At 64.4% G+C, this 16,847-nt stretch carries 16 protein-coding genes; 9 read left to right on the top strand and 7 right to left on the bottom strand.

What is annotated here, in order from left to right; translation table 11 throughout:
• Together SO139_RS12685 and SO139_RS12680 are read right to left on the bottom strand one after the other, a co-directional pair.
• Positions 1–622: IS701 family transposase (locus SO139_RS12685; RefSeq protein WP_498540144.1), on the bottom strand; the 622-nt coding region annotated here is incomplete at its 3' end.
• A 116-nt stretch (positions 623–738) separates the two neighbouring features.
• Positions 739–876, bottom strand: a complete 138-nt coding sequence (locus tag SO139_RS12680; RefSeq protein WP_449380919.1) for a YbjQ family protein — start codon at positions 874–876, stop codon at positions 739–741.
• Between the two features lie 123 nt (positions 877–999).
• On the opposite strand from SO139_RS12680, the gene SO139_RS12675 reads away from it, so the two are divergent.
• From SO139_RS12675 to SO139_RS12640, 8 genes are all read left to right on the top strand, one after another.
• Positions 1,000–1,875 carry a dihydrodipicolinate synthase family protein gene (locus SO139_RS12675; RefSeq protein ID WP_449380920.1) on the top strand — a complete coding sequence of 292 codons (876 nt, stop codon included), beginning with the start codon at positions 1,000–1,002 and terminating at the stop codon, positions 1,873–1,875.
• A 131-nt stretch (positions 1,876–2,006) separates the two neighbouring features.
• On the top strand, positions 2,007–4,331 hold the full coding sequence (locus SO139_RS12670) for a xanthine dehydrogenase family protein molybdopterin-binding subunit (protein ID WP_498540143.1): 2,325 nt from the start codon (positions 2,007–2,009) through the stop codon (positions 4,329–4,331).
• A gap of 296 nt (positions 4,332–4,627) precedes the next feature.
• Complete coding sequence (locus tag SO139_RS12665; RefSeq protein WP_449380922.1) at positions 4,628–5,236, top strand: LemA family protein; 609 nt, start codon at positions 4,628–4,630, stop codon at positions 5,234–5,236.
• Positions 5,237–5,368: 132 nt separating this feature from the next.
• Positions 5,369–6,289 (top strand): TPM domain-containing protein, encoded by a 921-nt coding sequence (locus SO139_RS12660; RefSeq protein ID WP_449380923.1) that lies wholly within the window; start codon positions 5,369–5,371, stop codon positions 6,287–6,289.
• Between the two features lie 3 nt (positions 6,290–6,292).
• Positions 6,293–6,790, top strand: coding sequence for a TPM domain-containing protein (locus SO139_RS12655; protein ID WP_449380924.1), 498 nt, complete (start codon positions 6,293–6,295; stop codon positions 6,788–6,790).
• Between the two features lie 359 nt (positions 6,791–7,149).
• Complete coding sequence (locus SO139_RS12650) at positions 7,150–8,241, top strand: hypothetical protein (protein WP_498540147.1); 1,092 nt, start codon at positions 7,150–7,152, stop codon at positions 8,239–8,241.
• A gap of 94 nt (positions 8,242–8,335) precedes the next feature.
• Entirely contained in the window at positions 8,336–9,871 is a 1,536-nt protein-coding gene (locus SO139_RS12645) for a hypothetical protein (protein ID WP_498540142.1), read from the top strand.
• A 23-nt stretch (positions 9,872–9,894) separates the two neighbouring features.
• The gene (locus tag SO139_RS12640; protein WP_449380926.1) at positions 9,895–10,062 is read left to right on the top strand and encodes a hypothetical protein; all 168 of its coding nucleotides are present in this window, start codon (positions 9,895–9,897) and stop codon (positions 10,060–10,062) included.
• 10 nt (positions 10,063–10,072) lie between these two features.
• Here SO139_RS12640 and SO139_RS12635 read toward each other — a convergent pair whose 3' ends face one another.
• The 3 genes from SO139_RS12635 to putA form a co-directional block, all read right to left on the bottom strand.
• A complete protein-coding gene (locus tag SO139_RS12635) occupies positions 10,073–10,720 on the bottom strand; it encodes a glutathione S-transferase family protein (protein WP_449380927.1) in 648 nt (215 codons plus the stop codon).
• 178 nt (positions 10,721–10,898) lie between these two features.
• Complete coding sequence (locus SO139_RS12630) at positions 10,899–12,104, bottom strand: CaiB/BaiF CoA transferase family protein (RefSeq protein ID WP_449380928.1); 1,206 nt, start codon at positions 12,102–12,104, stop codon at positions 10,899–10,901.
• 270 nt (positions 12,105–12,374) lie between these two features.
• Positions 12,375–15,374, bottom strand: a complete 3,000-nt coding sequence (putA, locus tag SO139_RS12625; protein ID WP_498540141.1) for a bifunctional proline dehydrogenase/L-glutamate gamma-semialdehyde dehydrogenase PutA — start codon at positions 15,372–15,374, stop codon at positions 12,375–12,377.
• Positions 15,375–15,486: 112 nt separating this feature from the next.
• Between putA and SO139_RS12620 the strand changes: the two genes are divergently transcribed.
• Positions 15,487–15,948, top strand: a complete 462-nt coding sequence (locus SO139_RS12620) for an Lrp/AsnC ligand binding domain-containing protein (protein ID WP_449380930.1) — start codon at positions 15,487–15,489, stop codon at positions 15,946–15,948.
• 175 nt (positions 15,949–16,123) lie between these two features.
• On the opposite strand, the gene SO139_RS12615 is transcribed toward SO139_RS12620, so the two are convergent.
• The gene (locus tag SO139_RS12615; protein WP_027527932.1) at positions 16,124–16,324 is read right to left on the bottom strand and encodes a cold-shock protein; all 201 of its coding nucleotides are present in this window, start codon (positions 16,322–16,324) and stop codon (positions 16,124–16,126) included.
• A gap of 210 nt (positions 16,325–16,534) precedes the next feature.
• Positions 16,535–16,837, bottom strand: coding sequence for a SorB family sulfite dehydrogenase c-type cytochrome subunit (gene sorB / locus SO139_RS12610; RefSeq protein WP_449380931.1), 303 nt, complete (start codon positions 16,835–16,837; stop codon positions 16,535–16,537).
• Positions 16,838–16,847: the final 10 nt, after the last annotated feature.

Genomic DNA, 16,847 nt, shown 5'->3' with positions numbered 1-16,847 from the left:
CAGCATCAATCAACACGACGCCACGTGGCAAGCCCGCGGTGCAGGCGGCGCGGATTTGATCGAGCGCGATCTCGATCTTGGTCTGAAAGTCGATCTGATCGGGCACCCCAGCCTTCTTGCGGCGGGCAGCGTCGGAGGCCCATGCCTCCGGCAAGTACAGCCGATAGGCCACCGGCAGGCTGGCATGATGATTGGCGACCGACAGCGACACCGCGACCTGACAATTGTCCTGCTTGCCAAGCTGTCCGCAATACTGCCGCGCTACGCCCACAGAATGCGTTCCCTTCTTGGAAAAGGCGGTGTCGTCGATGATCCAAGCTTCGATCGGCCCGGCACGCTCGATGGCAGGCAGCACCATCTCGCGCACCTTGGACAGAACCTTCTCATCCGACCACCGTCCCTCGCCGACAAAGTGCAGCAGCGATTGGTGCTGGGCCGCCGTCCGCTCCGGCGCCGTCACTGCCGCCATCGGCTCTACACTCTTGCGTTCGCAGGGCAACAACAGCCCGGTGCAATAATCCCGAAGCGGCCGCCCTCGATCAGCATGTCCGATCACGCCAACAAGACCGTCGACGTACGCCGCAAATCGTGTCTCGCTGGTTCCCTTTCCTCGGCGACCCATCTCAGATCCTCGATCTCGCGTTGAATCTCCTTCAATATGCGATTCTCACCCAGCTTGGTCCGTGGATTTCTGACTCAGTAAGATTAGGCCGCAGCGTTTGCTGATTGCCGCACTCGTCAGTGCGCAACGTGCCAGCCGAAAGCTGGCAGCCCCTCGCGTTTCCTGAAGATCGCGTCCTCTACATCGAGTGCGGTGCCGTAGGCCGCGATCTCGCTCACGGTCTGGTCAATCTCCGCGGAATCGAACCGCCTCATCACGATCACGCGGCAAGTGCGTTCACTCGCCGGCTTGCTTGTCGGCCTCACGGGGGCATGTTAGCACCCGCGAAACCATACGGGCGGCCCCGCAACGCCCGACCTGCCGCACGGTTGCCCGACATGCCCGATTTTCACGGTGTCTTCCCCTATCTCGTTTCGCCGGTCGACGCGGACGGCACCGTGCGCACCGGCGTGCTCGCCCGGCTCTGCGACGATCTGATCGGTGCCGGCGTGCATGGGCTGACGCCGCTCGGCTCGACCGGCGAGTTCGCCTATCTCGACGCCGCACAGCGCGCGAGTATCGTGCAGACCACGATCGAGACCGCGAAGGGCCGTGTGCCCGTGGTGGCCGGTGTCGCCTCGACCTCGACCGCCGATGCGGTCGTGCAGGCGAAGGCGTACCAGAAGCTCGGCGCCGACGGCATTCTGGCAATTCTGGAGGCGTACTTCCCGCTCGCCGACGCACAGGTCGAATCCTATTTCCGCAGCATTGCGGATGCCGTGGACATTCCCGTCGTCATCTACACCAACCCGCAATTCCAGCGCTCCGACCTGACGCTCGACGTCATCGCGCGTCTCGCCGAGCACCCGCGCATCGGTTACATCAAGGACGCCTCGACCAACACCGGCCGGCTGCTGTCGATCATGAATCGCTGCGGCGACAAGATCCGCGTGTTCTCGGCTTCCGCACATATTCCAGCCGCGGTGATGCTGATCGGCGGCCTCGGCTGGATGGCGGGTCCGGCCTGCATCATCCCGCGCCAGAGCGTCGCGCTCTACGATCTCTGCAAGGAGGGACGCTGGGATGCAGCCATGGCGCTTCAGCGCAAGCTATGGCGCATCAACGAGGCTTTTGCTCGCTTCAACCTCGCCGCCTGCATCAAGGCAGGGCTGACGATCCAGGGCTACGACGTCGGCGACCCCATTCCGCCACAAGCGGCTCTTTCGCCCGAGCAGCGCAAGGCCGTCGAGGCGGCGTTGCGAGAGGTCGGCTAACTTCCATCCGCGGTTGCCAAGCTCGTGGCATGACGAATTTGCGGGTCCTGCCCGCACAAAACGTCGGCTGGCCTCGTTTGCCTCGATCCGCTAAAAGGCGGCCGCACTTTGAGGCCTAGAGGACAAGCGGAATGAACTTTCTTCCCGGTAATTTGCGTTTCGGGGCGGGCAAGCCCGTCAAGCGTTTGGAAGATCAGAGGCTACTCACCGGGAAGGGACAGTTCATCGACGACAAGCCGGAGGACGGCGCGCTGTGGCTGCATGTGCTGCGCTCGCCGCATGCCCACGCGAAGATCGCGTCGATCGACACCAGCGCGGCTACGGCGATGCCTGGTGTGACCGCGATCTACACCGGCGCCGATCTGATCAAGGACAACATTGGCGAGATCCCCACGCTCAACATCTTCAAGCGCCCCGACGGCAAGCCGATGACGGTGCCGCCGCGGCGCCTGCTCGCTCATGAGATCGTGCGCTATGCTGGCGAGGCCGTTGCGGCCGTGGTCGCCACTTCGCGCGTTCTGGCGCAGAGCGCGGCCGAAGCGATCGTCGTCGACTACGACGTGCAGCCTGCGGTCGTCGATCCCGTCGAGGCGGTCAAGCCAGGTGCGCCTGTGGTGTGGCTGGAGGCGCCCGATAACATTGTCGGGGCGATGGCCTACGGCGACGCCGTCAAGGTGGATGAGGCCTTCGCCAAGGCCGCGCATGTGGTCGATCTCGATCTCGTCAGCCAGCGGCTCGTGCCGTCTGCGATGGAGCCGCGCTCGACCATTGCCGAAATCGAGAAGAAGTCCGGCCGGCTTCTCCTGCACGTGCAGTCGCAGACGCCAGCCTCGACCCGCGACGTGCTCGCGGGCGCGGTGCTGAAGCGGCCGATCGAGAGCGTGCGCGTGCTGGTCGGCGACATCGGCGGCGGCTTTGGCCAGAAGACCAACCTCTATCCGGAGGACGGCATCGTTGCCTATGCCACGACCAAGCTGAACAAAAAGATCCGCTGGCGCGGCGACCGCACCGACGAGTTCGTCGGCGGCACCCATGGCCGCGATCTCACCTCGACCGCCTCTTTTGCGCTCGACGAGAAGGGCAAGGTGCTCGCCTATCGCGTCAAGTCGATCGGCTGCACCGGCGCCTACTCCTCAGGAGCCGCCAACATCATCCCGCTGGTGCTTGGGCCTTTCGTGCAGACTGGCGTCTATGATCTGCCGCTTGTGCATTTCGAGATCAAGACGGTGATGACACACACCGCACCGGTCGGCGCCTATCGCGGAGCGGGCCGGCCGGAGGCGGTATTCATCGTCGAGCGTCTGTTCGACGCTGCGGCGCGAAAAATCGGCATGGATCCCCGCGCGATCCGCAAAGCGAACTTCATCAAGCCGGCGCAGCTTCCCTACACCAACGCTGCGGGCCAGGTCTACGATTCCGGCGCCTTTGCACACATGCTCGACCGTGCTGCTAAGCTTGCCGATTGGGATGGTTTTGCCGCGCGCAAGCGCGCCGCGAAGAAGAAGGGCCTGCTCTATGGCCGGGGGCTGACCTCCTACATCGAATGGACCGGTGGACGCGCGCACACCGAGAAGGTCAGCCTGCACGCGACCTCGCAGGGCCGCATCATCCTGCATTCCGGCACCATGGCGATGGGGCAGGGATTGCAGACCACCTACACCCAGATGATCTCCGACACGCTCGGCATTCCCCTCGACAAGATCGACGTGGTGCAGGGCGATACCGATCTCGCGACCGGCTTCGGCAGCGTTGGCTCGCGCTCGCTGTTTGTCGGCGGCACGGCGGTGGCGGTCTCCTCGAGCGACCTGATCCAGAAGGCGCGCGAGAAGGCGTCGAACGTACTGGAGACCTCGGTCGAGGACATCGAGTATCAGGGCGGCATGCTCGCCGTTGTCGGCACCGACCGCCGCATCAGCCTGTTCGAGATCGCGGAGAAGGAGAGCGGCGCGAAGCTCAGCGTCGATTCCGAAGGCGAGGTCGACGGTCCGAGTTGGCCGAACGGCACGCATGTCTGCGAGGTCGAGATCGATCCGGAAACCGGCGTGTCCCGCGTCGTGCGTTACACCACGGTCGACGACGTCGGCGTCGCGGTGAACCCGATGCTGGTCACCGGCCAGATCCATGGCGGTGTCGCGCAAGGCATAGGCCAGGCGCTCTATGAGGGCGTGGCCTATGATGCCGAAGGCCAGCTCCTGACCGCAAGCTACCAGGACTATTGCATCCCGCGCGCCGACGACGTGCCGCCGATCGAGGTGACGCTCGACGACTCCGCGCCCTGCCGCACCAACCCGCTCGGCGCCAAGGGCTGCGGCGAATCCGGCGCCATCGGCGGCCCGCCCTGCGTCACCAACGGCGTGATGGATGCGCTCGCCGAGCTCGGTATCACCCAGCTCAACACGCCGTTGACCCCGCAAAAGATCTGGCAGGCGATCCGGGACGCGAAGGCGGGAGCGTAGGCGCAACGTCACATTTTACCTCGGCTGTCGCCACAGCCCCAACTCCTCCCGGGGCGCGCGAAGCGCGAGCCCGGGACCCCCGCTGGAGCGCTCGCGCTCGTCGCGCGAATATGTGGCACCAGCAGTAGCCCGGATGGAGCGAAGCGAAATCCGGGTCCGTCCGTGATTGCTTTTCCCTGATTGCGCTGTGCTCCATCCGGGCTGCGGCTCGACACCTCCCGCCGCCAGCTCCATCAGCATGTCCTCCGCGAGCGCAATCTGATATCTAGGCTCTCGATTCCACCGGGAGAAATTTCATGCGCAAGATCCTGACAGTGCTGGCGGCGTTCGCCTGCCTCAGCCTGACCAATTGCGGCTACAACGCGATCCAGGGCCAGGACGAGCAGATCAAGGCCAACTGGTCGGAGGTGGTAAATCAGTATCAGCGCCGCGCCGATCTCGTGCCCAATCTCGTCAATTCGGTGAAGGGCTTTGCCCAGCAGGAGAAGGATGTTCTGCTTGGGGTCACCAATGCGCGCGCCAAGGTCGGCAGCATCCAGGCAACGCCCGAGGTGCTCAACGATCCCGCCGCGTTCCAGAAATTCCAGGCCGCCCAGGGCGAGCTTTCCAGCGCGCTGTCGCGTCTGCTCGTCGTCACCGAGAACTATCCGCAGCTCAAATCGGATGCGCTGTTCAAGGACCTGATGTCCCAGCTCGAGGGCACCGAGAATCGCATCACGGTGGCGCGCAACCGCTACATCAAGGCGGTGCAGGATTACAACGTCACCATCCGCTCCTTCCCGACCAACCTCACTGCGATGATGTTCAGCTACAAGGAGAAGCCGAATTTCAGCGTGGAGAACGAGAAGGAGATCTCGACCGCGCCGAAGGTCGATTTCAACCCGGCGCCTGCGCCGTCGAAATAGCGCGTTGGGCCACCAATGCGCGCCACACCCACCGCCGTCATTCCCCGCGAAAGCGGGGAATCCAGTACGCCGCGAGCTCTCCGCATCTCGCCGGCGTCTCCGGGCTACTGGATCGCCCGGTCAAGCCGGGCGATGACAGCGAGCTTGTTGCGCGCCTGTTCTGCCGTCGCACCGCGCGGTGCCTTCCTGCTTGCGTTGCTGTTCAGTTGGGCCTTCGCGGCCGTAGCCGACGTCGCTGTGCCGCAGCTTACGGGGCGCGTCGTCGACCAAACCGGGACGCTGTCGAGCGGCGATGTCGCAACGTTGACCTCGCGCTTGCGAGACTACGAGAACCGCAAGGGCAGCCAGATCGCCGTCCTGATCGTGCCGACCACGCAGCCGGAGACGATCGAGCAGTACTCGATCCGCGTCGCAGACGCCTGGAAGATCGGCCGCAAGAAGATCGACGACGGCGCAATCCTGCTCGTCGCCAAGAACGACCGCCACCTGCGCATCGAGGTTGGCTATGGGCTCGAAGGCGCGCTCACTGACGTGACCTCGCGACGGATCATTGACGAGGTCATCACGCCAAAATTCAGAAGCGGCGACTTCGCCGGTGGCATCTCCGATGGCGTCGATCGCATGATGCGCGTGATCGACGGTGAGCCGTTGCCGGCGCCTCAGCGCAGCACGAGCTTTGCCAGCGACTTGAACGATCTCGGGCCCGTCGCTCCCTTCGCCCTGTTTGCCTCACTGTTCGTCGGCGGCATCCTGCGCACGATCTTCGGCCGACTGCTTGGCTCGGTTGCGACCGGCGGGGTGCTTGCGGCAGTGGCCTGGTTCATGATCGGCTCGGTGGCCCTCGCGATCGGCGTCGGCGCCATCGCCTTCATCCTGGCGTTCATCGCTGATCTCGCTCCGACGTCCGGTCCGGGGAGACGCTATTCGCGCGGCGGCTCCTGGTCGGGCGGTTCCTCGGGGGGCGGCTGGAGCAGTGGCTCATCGAGCGACAGCGGCAGTTTCAGCGGCGGCGGTGGCAGTTTTGGTGGCGGCGGTGCGTCGGGGAGCTGGTAGGTCATGAGCATCAAGCGCATCACCAAGCATCTCCTGCAGCACCATTGGCGTGCCAAACAGGTGTTCACGCCGCAAGTGCTCGACCGGATCGAGCAGGCGATCAAGACAAGCGAGACCACGCACTCTGGCCAGGTCCGCTTCGTCGTCGAAGGGGCGCTTGACGGCAGGCCGCTGTTCCGCAACCAGCCGGCGCGCGAGCGCGCGCTCGACGTCTTTTCCCATCTGAGGATCTGGGACACCGCGCACAACAACGGCGTCCTGATCTACCTCCTGCTCGCCGACCGCGACGTCGAGATCGTCGCCGACCGCGGCATCGATGCAAAGGTCGGCGCTGCGGGTTGGGAAAACATCTGCCGCGACATGGAGGCTGACTTCAGCAACGGCCGTTTCGAGCATGGCGTGATCAAGGGCATCGAAGCGGTGTCGCGTGAACTGGCCAAGCATTTCCCGCCGCAAGGCCCGCATCCCAACGAGCTGCCGGACGAGCCGGTGGTGATGTGATGGAGTTGGACGAGCGCGGCGGGCTCTCTCCAACGTCGTCGTGGCGAAAGCCAGGTCCGCAAGGTGCTTTGCCATCGCAAACGGACGTCCTTGGCGCCTGACGGGACAGTTAAGGCCACGTTAACCGGGGAATTCTGCCAGGCAAACATCACCTTGGCCGGGTATCGAGGGTTGGTCCGTTCGTCCCGAACGCAATTTTGCGCTTGGCCTGCCACGCCGGTTCCATGATCCCGGCCCAATTCGGCCCCGGATGAGTTCCTAAAATTTCGGTAAGCGGGTCCGAGGGTAAGGATTTCGCAAGCAATGAAAGTTACCAAAAGGTCAACCTTGACTGGAGTATTTGAGCCGTGAGCGAAGCAATGCCCGAACCGGCTGCTGAACTGCAGCCCGCCGAGGTTTCGTCGGAGGCTGGCCTTTCGTCGGAGGCCGGCTTGGAGACGCGCGCCGACGCCCCGTCAATTGCGCCCGACCATGAGGCGCCCAAGCCGGATGCCCCGATGCCGGATGCCCCCAAGGCCGAGGCGCCGAAGGTTGAACCACCCAGGCTGGTGGTGCCCAAGCTCGACGCGTCCAATCCGGAGGAGCCCAAGCCGGAAGAGCCCAAGCCGGACGCAGAGCCCAAGCTCCAAGAATCCAAACTCCACGAATCCAAGGCTGAGCTGAAGCCCGGCAAGCTGATTGTCATGGCGCCCTCAGACCACGCCTGGGATCGCGCGCAGTCGGAGGTCAAGCCGGAGGCGAGGGACACGGGCGACAAGCGCCGGTTCTCGGCGATGGCCGCCGTCGTCGCGCTTGCGGCCCTTGTCGGCGCGATCAGCGGCGCGCTCGCGACCGCCGGCGTCATGCACTTTGCGCCTAATCAGACGCAAGCAGCGGCACCGGTTGCCGACACCAGCGCGCTGGAAGCCTCCGTCGCGCGGATCGATGCCGATGTCGTCGCGCTGAAGGCCGGCCTTGATCACACCTCGAAGTCCGCGACCGGCCAGTTCAACAAGACCAGCGATCGCCTCGACAAGCTCGAGAAAGCGCAGGCCGAACCTGCTGCCAGGCTCGCAAAACTGTCCGAGGCCGTAGACAAGCTGCGCTCGGCACAGGCTCCCGCGCCCGCGCAGACGACTGCTGCGAAGGAGATCACGGGCTCGATCGCCCCGGCTCAGGTCGCCGCCGCGACGCCCGCACCAGTGCCGGCCACGCCGCCACAAACCCTCTCGGCACAGGCCGCCGCGCTGGCCGCAGCGCCGCCGAAGCCCGAGGTCGGCCGGCTGCCGACGGTCGAGGGTTGGCACCTGCGCGACGTTGCCAATGGCGGCGCGCTGATCGAGGGCCGCTCGGGCCTCTATGAGGTCTATGCCGGCGACCCCGTGCCGGGTCTCGGCCGGATCGATGCGATCCGCCGCCAGGATGGCCGCTGGGTCGTCGTCACCAGCAAAGGTCTGATCGTCGCGCGCTAAGCCGAGTGCTTCCGAACTCGAGGAAAGGCGCTTCACCGCGATGTGAAGCGCCTTTTTGCTTGAATAGGCCGAGCGCGGCGGTGTTAGTGGAGACATGAGCCATCGCGTTTTGCGCATTCTCGTTGCCCTCGTCGCGCTGTGCGGCGGCGCGCTGCCGCTGCCTGCCTTGGAGAACGCAGGCCTCGAGCGCGGCACCGCGATCACCGATCCGCAGCAACTCGGCATGCTCGATCAGCACGATGTGCTGACGATCTCACGGCTGTTGTGGCCGGAGCGGAACGCGAATTTCCCGCTCACGTCAGACATGCTGTTCTCATCGTTGCCGCAGCTTGCACAGATACGCCCCGCCATCGACGCCGAGTTCGAGCGTTACATCGCACGGCACAAGGCGAAGGCGCCTGACGAGACCATCGGCGTCGGCGACGACTTCGACGTTCAACTGTTCGACCGCTCCAATCTCAACTCCCGCGATACGCGCTTCGTGCTGGCGGGCATCGTCAACCGGATGGACCGCGCCTATGTCTCGGAGGGTTCCTGCGGCGAAATCCGGCTGATCTACCGGCTGGCGCGCTTCGAACCAAAGCAGGAGGGCGACAAGGCGGCTACGCGCCTGCCGATGACGCTCAACTTCATCCTCAAGGCCAGGCATGACGGGCAGGTTGGCCCCAACGGCAAGCCCACGACCTGCTCGGATATCGCCCGCCGCTGGCTCGCCAACGACAAGCCGCTGGATCTCGTCGAGCAACGTTCGTTTCCGGACGATGCAATGCTCGACCGCATCGAGACCAACACCCAGATTGCATTCATGCCGAAATCGGCGCGCCACGAATTCCGAACCGACTATCTCCTGAAGGTTTTCAAGTATAATGCGGACACCAGGGTCTTCGAGGAGTCTACGCTGGAGAACCAGATCGACCGCGATCGTATCCTCAGCGATGACGCGCTCAGGCATGATTTCAGGGACTGGCTGCTTGCCCCCGAGCATTTTAGCGAGTTCGATCGCGGCACGGTGCTGATCCCGGAAAAATTCCTTGCGAGAGCCGCGATCGCGCCGACGCCGGCGGGGCTCGATGCATCGGCGCTGCAGCCGGAATTCGGCCTGATGCAGGGCGAGGGCAAAGCCGATGGCGTTGTCACCGACAGCGACGTGGTCGGCGTGCTGAAGGCTGCCGCCGAGCGCGGTATCGGCTTGCAGAATATCCGCTCGGTTGCGGGCTTCCAGCGCCGGCTCAACGACATCACCTGCGCCGGCTGCCACCAGACCCGCGGCATCGGCGGCTTCCATTTCCCGGGCGTCGACTGGCTCGCGGACAAGCCGTCCACAATCGTGCCGGCCTCGCCTCATTTCTTCGGCGACCAGGTTCGCCGCCGCGATATCCTGACCGCATTCGCCGAGGGGCGGCGCCCCGACTTCTCGCGCGGCTTCGCCAGCCGGCCGCAGCTTCGCGGCAGGGCCGAGCTTACGGGAACCGAATATCAGGACGGTTGGGGCGCCCATTGTTATTTGCAACCGTCGGGATCGGCCGGCGCCGACAAGAGTTTTACGTCATGGACCTGTGGTAAAGGTCTGGCCTGTCAGGCCGCTGCGACTTCGACCCGCATCGGCATGTGCTTTGTGAAGACGCGTTAATCGAAGCGACATTTGGATGACCGATGACGGACAGCAGCGAAGCCAACAAGCAGCGCAATCGCGAAATCGCGCGTAACGAGGAAGCCAAGCAGATCACTGGCAGCATCCGGGTCAGCACCTGGGCTGTTGCGGTCGCCATCGTGATCGGCGCGGTGGTGTTCGCACTCATCTGGATCGCGGCGCGGTCGTAGTTCCTCTCAGTCAGGACGCGTAATGCGTCAGCCGTTTCCCGGGCAGCAGATCATATGCCGATTGCCAAGCGGGCAGTGCGGCCATGCGGCCGAGCCAGGCGTGGATGGCCGGATGGCTTTCTCCGAAATCGTAGCCGTGCTCGTTGCTCGGATAATGCAGATAGGCCATCATTGAAATGTCGGCGACCGTCGGTTTCTCGCCGATCGCGAACGCGCTGCGGGCGAGATGCTGATCGAGAATGCCGAGGAAGTCGTCGAGCCGCCGGCGGAAATGTTTCAGCACCTGCGGGTCGCCATTCGGCGTGAATGTCCGCATGAAGCGATAGGTTGCCAAGTAGCCGGTGAGCTTGTGGTTGTCCCAGAACAGCCAGCGCAGCAGCTCGAATTTCTCCTCGGCCGTTGCACCGCCGAAGCGGTCATATTGCTCGGATAGTTTCAGCAGGATCGGCGCAGTCTGCGTCATCTTCACGCCGTCGATCTCCAGCACTGGAATCTCGCCCATCTCGTTGACCGTTTGTCGCCACTCCTGAGTGCGTGTGACGCCGCCGGCAAAGTCGGTCCAAACGGACTCGAAGGTCTCACCGCACAGTGTGAGCATCAGCGCCAGCTTGTAGCTGTTGCCGGATTCGGGGAAGTAGTGCAGGCGATAGCTGGGCATGGGACCTCACTGCAACGCAGGTTCGCTTGGTTGTCGTTATACCGAGATCGTCCCGCGTCGTCATTGCGAGCGAAGCGAAGCAATCCAGCAATGCATCCACGGAAGCGAACTACCCAGCCAACATCGTCCCGGTTTCGCCGGGACGACAGCGGTGAACGTTGCGCTGGCGTGTCGCCCCTTACGCAACCGCCCCCGACGCGCGCAGCGTCTTGATCGTTGCCTCGTCGTATCCTGCCTGGCGCAAGATCGCGTCGCTGTGCTCGCCGACTTCAGGCGGCTTGCGCGGCTGGACCTTTCTCGTACCGTCGATCCAGATCGGGCTGTTGATCGTCAACATGGTGTCGTTCTCGAAGGGCACCAGCACCTCGTTGTCGATCATCTGCTGGTCACTGGGGATGTCATCGAGAATCCCGACCACACCGAACACCAGCCCGTTGCCGTCGAGGATCTTACGCCATTCGGCGAGATCTTTGGTGGCGAATACCTCGTCGAAAATCCTGATCAGCTCGACCGAGCGCGCATGGCGATCCGGCTTGGTGGCAAAGCGTGGGTCGGCGATCAGATCCTCCCGTCCCATGCAGCGGGCGAGCGTCGGCCACTGCCGATCCTCGCTCAGCAGCGAGAGGATGATCCAGCGGCCATCCTTGCACTGGTAGTGATTGGTCACCGCGTTCAGCGCGCGCTCGCGCGGCCGCCGCTCACCGAACCTGGCGCCGCAGAGTTTTGCCTGCGCCAGAACGCTCGCGGCCCACACGCCGTTCGCCATCAGATTGGAGGCGACATGCGCGCCCTTGCCGGTCTTCTCACGCTGGTAGAGCGCGGTGACGATCGCGCTATAGAGCGCCATGGCGCAGGGGTGGTCGCCCATGCCGGCGACCGAGCGGGCCGGCGTGGTATGAATGTCGGCGCGTACGAGGTCCATCAGCCCAGAGCGCGCCCAATAAGCGTTGCTGTCGAAGCCGGGCTTGTTGGCCTCTTCGCCCTTCTCGCCGTAACCGGTGAAGGAGGCGTAGATCAGCCGCTCGTTCAGGTGCGCGAGATGGTCAAAGGTGATGCCGAGCCTTGAGCGCACCTGCGGCGGCATGTTGGTGATGAAGACGTCGCTCTCGGCGACCAGCTTGTAGAGCACGGCCTGCGCGTCCGGCTTGGTGAGGTCGAGCGCGAGGCTCTTCTTGTTGCGCGCCTCCAGGAGCCAGGCGAAATTGTGCTCGCTTGCGGGATAGCCTGGCAGGTTTGGCAGATTACGGTAAGGATCGCCCATGCCGGGCGGCTCGATCTTGATGACGTCGGCGCCGAAATCCGACAGCACGGTCGCGGCAGCGGGCGCCGCGATGAAGCTCGCGCAATCCAAAACCTTCAGGCCGTCGAAAATGCCCTTCTGCATCGTGCCGCCGCTCCCGCTCTTCTTATTTCCCGCACGCTGGAATTCGTGCGTTCTAACCATTCAATCATTTGACTGATGTTTTTGCGGGATGCAACGGCATGCGGGTCATCGTAGAGCTGCGCTGGCCGCAGCTGTTAGTTCCGTCATCCTGAGGTGCAGGCGCGTAGCGGAGGCCTCGAAGGATTAACGGCCGGGCTGCAGCCGGGCCGTCGCCCTTCGAGGGCCACTTCGCGGCCGCCTCAGGGTGACGGTGACAGAGCTAGCTCGGAGCTACTCCTCGCCCGCGAGCAGGGCAGCGTTGCCGCCGGCAGCGGCGGTGTTGATGGTGACGGTCTGTTCGGTGGCGAAGCGCGCCAGATAATGCGGGCCGCCGGCCTTGGGGCCGGTTCCGGACAGGCCGTTGCCGCCGAACGGCTGCACGCCGACCACGGCGCCGATCATGTTGCGGTTGACGTAGACATTGCCGACCGACAGCCGTTCGACGATGGCATCGACTGTGTCGTCGATGCGCGAGTGGACGCCAAGCGTGAGCCCATAGCCGGTGCGCTCGATCGCAGCCAGCACGCGCTCGAGGTTTTCAGCGCGGTAGCGCACGACATGCAGGACAGGGCCAAACACCTCCTCGGTAAGCTGCCCGCTATCAGCGAGCTCGAAAATATGCGGCGCCACGAAGCAGCCCTCGGGCACGCTGCCTGCAAAATGCAGCCGCGCCTCGGTCTTCATTCGGGCAATGTGTGCGTCGAGCCGCTGCTTGGCATCGCGGTCGATGACCGGTCCGATATGGGTCGCAACGTCACTGGGGTTGCCGATCTTCAACTCGCGCGCGGCGCCAGCGATCATCTCGATCATGCGGTCAGCGACGTCCTCCTGCACGAACAGGAGCCGCAGTGCCGAGCAGCGCTGGCCGGCAGAACGAAATGCTGAGGTGACGACGTCGTCGGCGACCTGTTCGGGAAGGGCGGTCGCATCTGCGATCATGGCATTGATGCCGCCGGTCTCCGCGATCAGCGGCACGATGGGACCATCCTTGGCGGCGAGCGTCCGGTTGATGGATCTTGCGACCTCGGTCGAGCCGGTGAACACGACGCCGGCGATATCGGGATGCGCGGTCAGCGCGGCGCCGATCCGGCCATCGCCAGTGACGAGCTGCAGCGCATGTGCGGGAACGCCGGCCTCGTGCAGCAGCCGCACCGCCTCGCGCGCAATCCGGGGCGTCTGCTCGGCGGGCTTTGCCACCACGCTGTTGCCGGCCATCAGCGCCGCCGTCACCTGGCCGAGAAAGATCGCGAGTGGAAAATTCCACGGCGAGATCGCGACGAACACGCCGCGGCCACGCAGGGCCAGCACATTGCTCTCGCCCGTGGGGCCTGGCATCGCCTCGCCGGCGCTGAATAGCTTTCGGCCCTGCGCGGCGTAGTAGCGGCAGAAGTCGGCGGCTTCGCGCAGCTCGGAGAGCGCGTCGTCCAGCGTCTTGCCGCCCTCGCGCTGGAGCAGCGCGATGAAGTAGGGTGCCCGCTGCTCCAGGAGATGCGCGGCCTGCTCCAGCGCTGCTGCGCGGGTGCCAGCGGACGTCCGGCTCCAGGCCGCAAACCCCGTGCGCGCTGCTGCGAGAGCTGCGTTGGTCTGCTCGGACGTGGAGTCGGCGATAGGCTTGAGATCGGTTGGCTCGGCCGCGATGTCGGCCAGCAGGCGATCGAGTGCGGCCCGCTCGCCGAACTCAACGCCGCGTGAATTGCGCCGCTCCGGCGCGAACAGCTCGCGCGGCAGCGGGATCTTCGGGTGATGGGCTGCTTGCGGCTTGGCGATGATGTCAGCGGGGCGTTGCAACAGGGCGGTCATCGCCACGCGGTAGTCGGCGGCCAGCGCCACGAAGGAGGAGTTGGCGCCGTTCTCCAGCAGCCGGCGCACGAGATAAGCGAGCAGGTCGCGATGGCTGCCGACTGGCGCATAGGTGCGGCAGGCGAGTTTTGGGTGATCCTGTGCGAGCTGCTCGTAGAGCGCCTCGCCCATGCCGTGCAGGCGCTGGAACTCGTATTCCCCGCTATCGCCGGCAAGCTCCAGCACGGTCGCAACGGTCAACGCGTTGTGGGTCGCAAATTGCGGGAAGATGCGCGGCCGCAATGCGAGCAGCTTCGAGGCGCAGGCGACGTAGTTGAGGTCCGTCATCGCCTTGCGGGTGAAGACCGGATAGCCGTCGAGCCCGCGCTCCTGCGCGCGCTTGATCTCGGTATCCCAATAGGCGCCCTTGACCAGCCGCACCATCAGCTTGCGATGATGCGCGCGGGCGAGGCCATCGACATAGTCGATCACGGTGGACGCGCGCTTCTGATAGGCCTGGATGGCGAGGCCAAAGCCGTCCCAGCCGGCGAGCGAGGGATCGGCCAGCGTCGCCGCGATCACGTCGAGCGAGAGCTCCAGCCGGTCGGCTTCCTCGGCATCGACGGTGAAGTTGAGGTCATGGGCCTTGGCGCGCCGGGCCAGATCCAGGAGCTGCGGGACCAGCTCCGCCATCACCCGATCGTGGCTGATCGCCTCGAAGCGCGGATGCAGCGCCGAGAGTTTGACGGAAATGCCGGGACGGTCAGGCAGAGGACGTTCGCCCGCTGCCTTGCCGATGGTCTCGATAGCACTCGCATAGGCGTCGAAATAGCGCTTGGCGTCAGAGGCGGTGCGCGCGCCTTCGCCGAGCATGTCGAAGGAGTAGCGCGGCTGCTCGCCGGAGCGGGGCCGGGCACGCTCCAGCGCCTGCTCGATGGTCTCGCCCAGCACGAAATGGTTGCCCATCAGCCGCATCGCCTGCCGGGTCGCTGCGCGCACGGCGGGAGCGCCCAGCCGCTTCACGAGCCGGCCGATGGTGCCGTCCGGCGTCTCGCCCGGCTGGATCACCCGCGCCGAGAGGCCGAGCGCCCAGGCCGAGGCGTTGACCAGGAACGCGCTGGATTTCGTTTCGTGGTGGACGAAATCGCCCTCGCCGAGCTTGTCCTCGATGAATTGGTCGGCGGTGCGGGCGTCCGGCACGCGGAGCAGGGCCTCGGCCAGCACCATCAGCGCCAAGCCCTCCTTGGTCGAGAGCGCGAACTCGCGCAGCATGTCCTCGACCCCGCCGAGCCGGTCGTCACGCTTGCGGACAGCCTCGATCAGCCGCGTAGCGGTGCGGTCGATCCGCGCCTCCTGGGGAGGGGCGAGGTGCGCGTTGCGCAACAGCGGTGCGGCTATCTCGGCATCATCGGGCGCGAAGGGCGCGCTGAAGGGGGAGGAAATGTTCGGCATGGCATGTCCTGTCTGGCCTCCAAGCTAATCCCCACGCTGCCGTAGTTCGATAGACAAGATAGCGATTTTGCCTTAGATAATAAAGCTACTAGGCAAAAGTTCCGTGATAAGTATGGATATCGATAAAATCGACCGGAGAATCCTCTCAATTTTGCAGGAGGATGGACGTATAGCCAATGTCGAGCTCGCCGAGCGCATCGGCCTGTCGCCGACCTCGATCGGCGAGCGGCTGAAGCGGCTCCAGCGCGAAGGGGTCGTCGAAGGCTATGGCGCCCGGCTCAATCCGCACCGCCTGGGGCTCGGCCTCCTGGTGTTCGTCGAGGTGCTGCTCGACAAGACCACGCCGGACAATTTCGAGCGGTTTGCGCGCGCGGTGAAGCTCGCGCCCGAGGTGCTCGAATGTCACATGGTTGCCGGCGGATTCGATTATCTCGTGAAGGCGCGCCTTCCCGACATGGCCGCGTATCGGCGCTTTCTCGGCGAGACCTTGCTGTCGATGCCGGGCGTGCGCGAGACGCGCACCTATGCGGTGATGGAGGAGATCAAGCGCGACGCACCCTTGCCTGTCGGCTGAATCCTGCTGTCGCGATTGTCATCGAGGTTGTGTCGATCAGGGGTCTCTAGGCGCAAAAAAAGCCTACCCTCGCGCAATCGCAACGCCTGTCGTCGAATGCACTTGACCGTCTTCTAAAATTTTTTTGGCCCGTGCTCCCGGATGCGATCCGGGAGGCGGCGAAATGCCGGAGGGCTTATACTTTGAGGTTTTCTGCGGACGTCTTGCCCCGGTTTGCGATCTCTTCATATTCCACCGTCTGACCTTCGTTCAGGGTGGACAGACCGGCTTTCTGCACTGCCGAGATATGCACGAACACATCCTTGCCTCCCGACGCAGGCTGGATGAACCCATAACCCTTTGTCGGGTTGAACCACTTGACCGTACCTTTGGGCATCACGTCTTCTCCGCGGGACTTTCCTCCACAAGCACGAGCCGCCAGTCCCCGCAAACCGGCCGGCTCGGTCGAAGCAGGATACACCGGAATCTTACGGGCTTGGTAGCTCAAACCATGCCGGTATTCTGCGGAAATTCGCTCAACTTCGCGGCGTTTTTGCCGATTTTGCCCGTTTCGCGGTCATTTGGCTGGCCGGCGGCCGGCGGCCCGTCAATAGGTCGCGGCGAGATAGTCGACGATCTTGCCGACATCGGTATCGTCGATTGGCGCGCCATAGACCTTGATCATCTTGGTTACTTCGGCCTGCCAGAAGCCCTTCTTGTCCTCCATTGGTGGCTGGGTGTTGACGTAATCGGCCGAGTGACAGGCCGTGCAGTTGTTCTTGACCACGTCGAGATTGGGCCCGGGCTTGAAGGCGGCGACCTCGTCCGGATTCTGGTAGCCGATGGGGGCGGCGGTTACAGCGCCAATGCCGGCCGCGAGAGTGAGCGTAAGGAGAACGGTGCGGTTCATCGTTATTCTC

Source organism: Bradyrhizobium sp. UFLA05-89, assembly GCF_059803475.1.
The sequence above is the reverse complement of the archived record's forward strand: the minus strand, read 5'-3'. Positions and strand labels throughout refer to the sequence as shown.

Excerpts from the sequence above, each read along its gene's own strand:
- SO139_RS12630 (WP_449380928.1), bottom strand. The coding sequence starts at position 12,104 with ATGCAGAAGGGCATTTTCGACGGCCTGAAGGTTTTGGATTGCGCGAGC.
- SO139_RS12650 (WP_498540147.1), top strand. The coding sequence starts at position 7,150 with ATGCCCGAACCGGCTGCTGAACTGCAGCCCGCCGAGGTTTCGTCGGAG.
- SO139_RS12675 (WP_449380920.1), top strand. The coding sequence starts at position 1,000 with ATGCCCGATTTTCACGGTGTCTTCCCCTATCTCGTTTCGCCGGTCGAC.
- putA (WP_498540141.1), bottom strand. The coding sequence starts at position 15,374 with ATGCCGAACATTTCCTCCCCCTTCAGCGCGCCCTTCGCGCCCGATGAT.
- SO139_RS12615 (WP_027527932.1), bottom strand. The coding sequence starts at position 16,324 with ATGCCCAAAGGTACGGTCAAGTGGTTCAACCCGACAAAGGGTTATGGG.
- SO139_RS12670 (WP_498540143.1), top strand. The coding sequence starts at position 2,007 with ATGAACTTTCTTCCCGGTAATTTGCGTTTCGGGGCGGGCAAGCCCGTC.
- SO139_RS12660 (WP_449380923.1), top strand. The coding sequence starts at position 5,369 with ATGACAGCGAGCTTGTTGCGCGCCTGTTCTGCCGTCGCACCGCGCGGT.
- SO139_RS12680 (WP_449380919.1), bottom strand. The coding sequence starts at position 876 with ATGAGGCGGTTCGATTCCGCGGAGATTGACCAGACCGTGAGCGAGATC.
- SO139_RS12655 (WP_449380924.1), top strand. The coding sequence starts at position 6,293 with ATGAGCATCAAGCGCATCACCAAGCATCTCCTGCAGCACCATTGGCGT.
- SO139_RS12635 (WP_449380927.1), bottom strand. The coding sequence starts at position 10,720 with ATGCCCAGCTATCGCCTGCACTACTTCCCCGAATCCGGCAACAGCTAC.
- SO139_RS12640 (WP_449380926.1), top strand. The coding sequence starts at position 9,895 with ATGACGGACAGCAGCGAAGCCAACAAGCAGCGCAATCGCGAAATCGCG.
- SO139_RS12620 (WP_449380930.1), top strand. The coding sequence starts at position 15,487 with ATGGATATCGATAAAATCGACCGGAGAATCCTCTCAATTTTGCAGGAG.
- SO139_RS12645 (WP_498540142.1), top strand. The coding sequence starts at position 8,336 with ATGAGCCATCGCGTTTTGCGCATTCTCGTTGCCCTCGTCGCGCTGTGC.
- SO139_RS12665 (WP_449380922.1), top strand. The coding sequence starts at position 4,628 with ATGCGCAAGATCCTGACAGTGCTGGCGGCGTTCGCCTGCCTCAGCCTG.
- sorB (WP_449380931.1), bottom strand. The coding sequence starts at position 16,837 with ATGAACCGCACCGTTCTCCTTACGCTCACTCTCGCGGCCGGCATTGGC.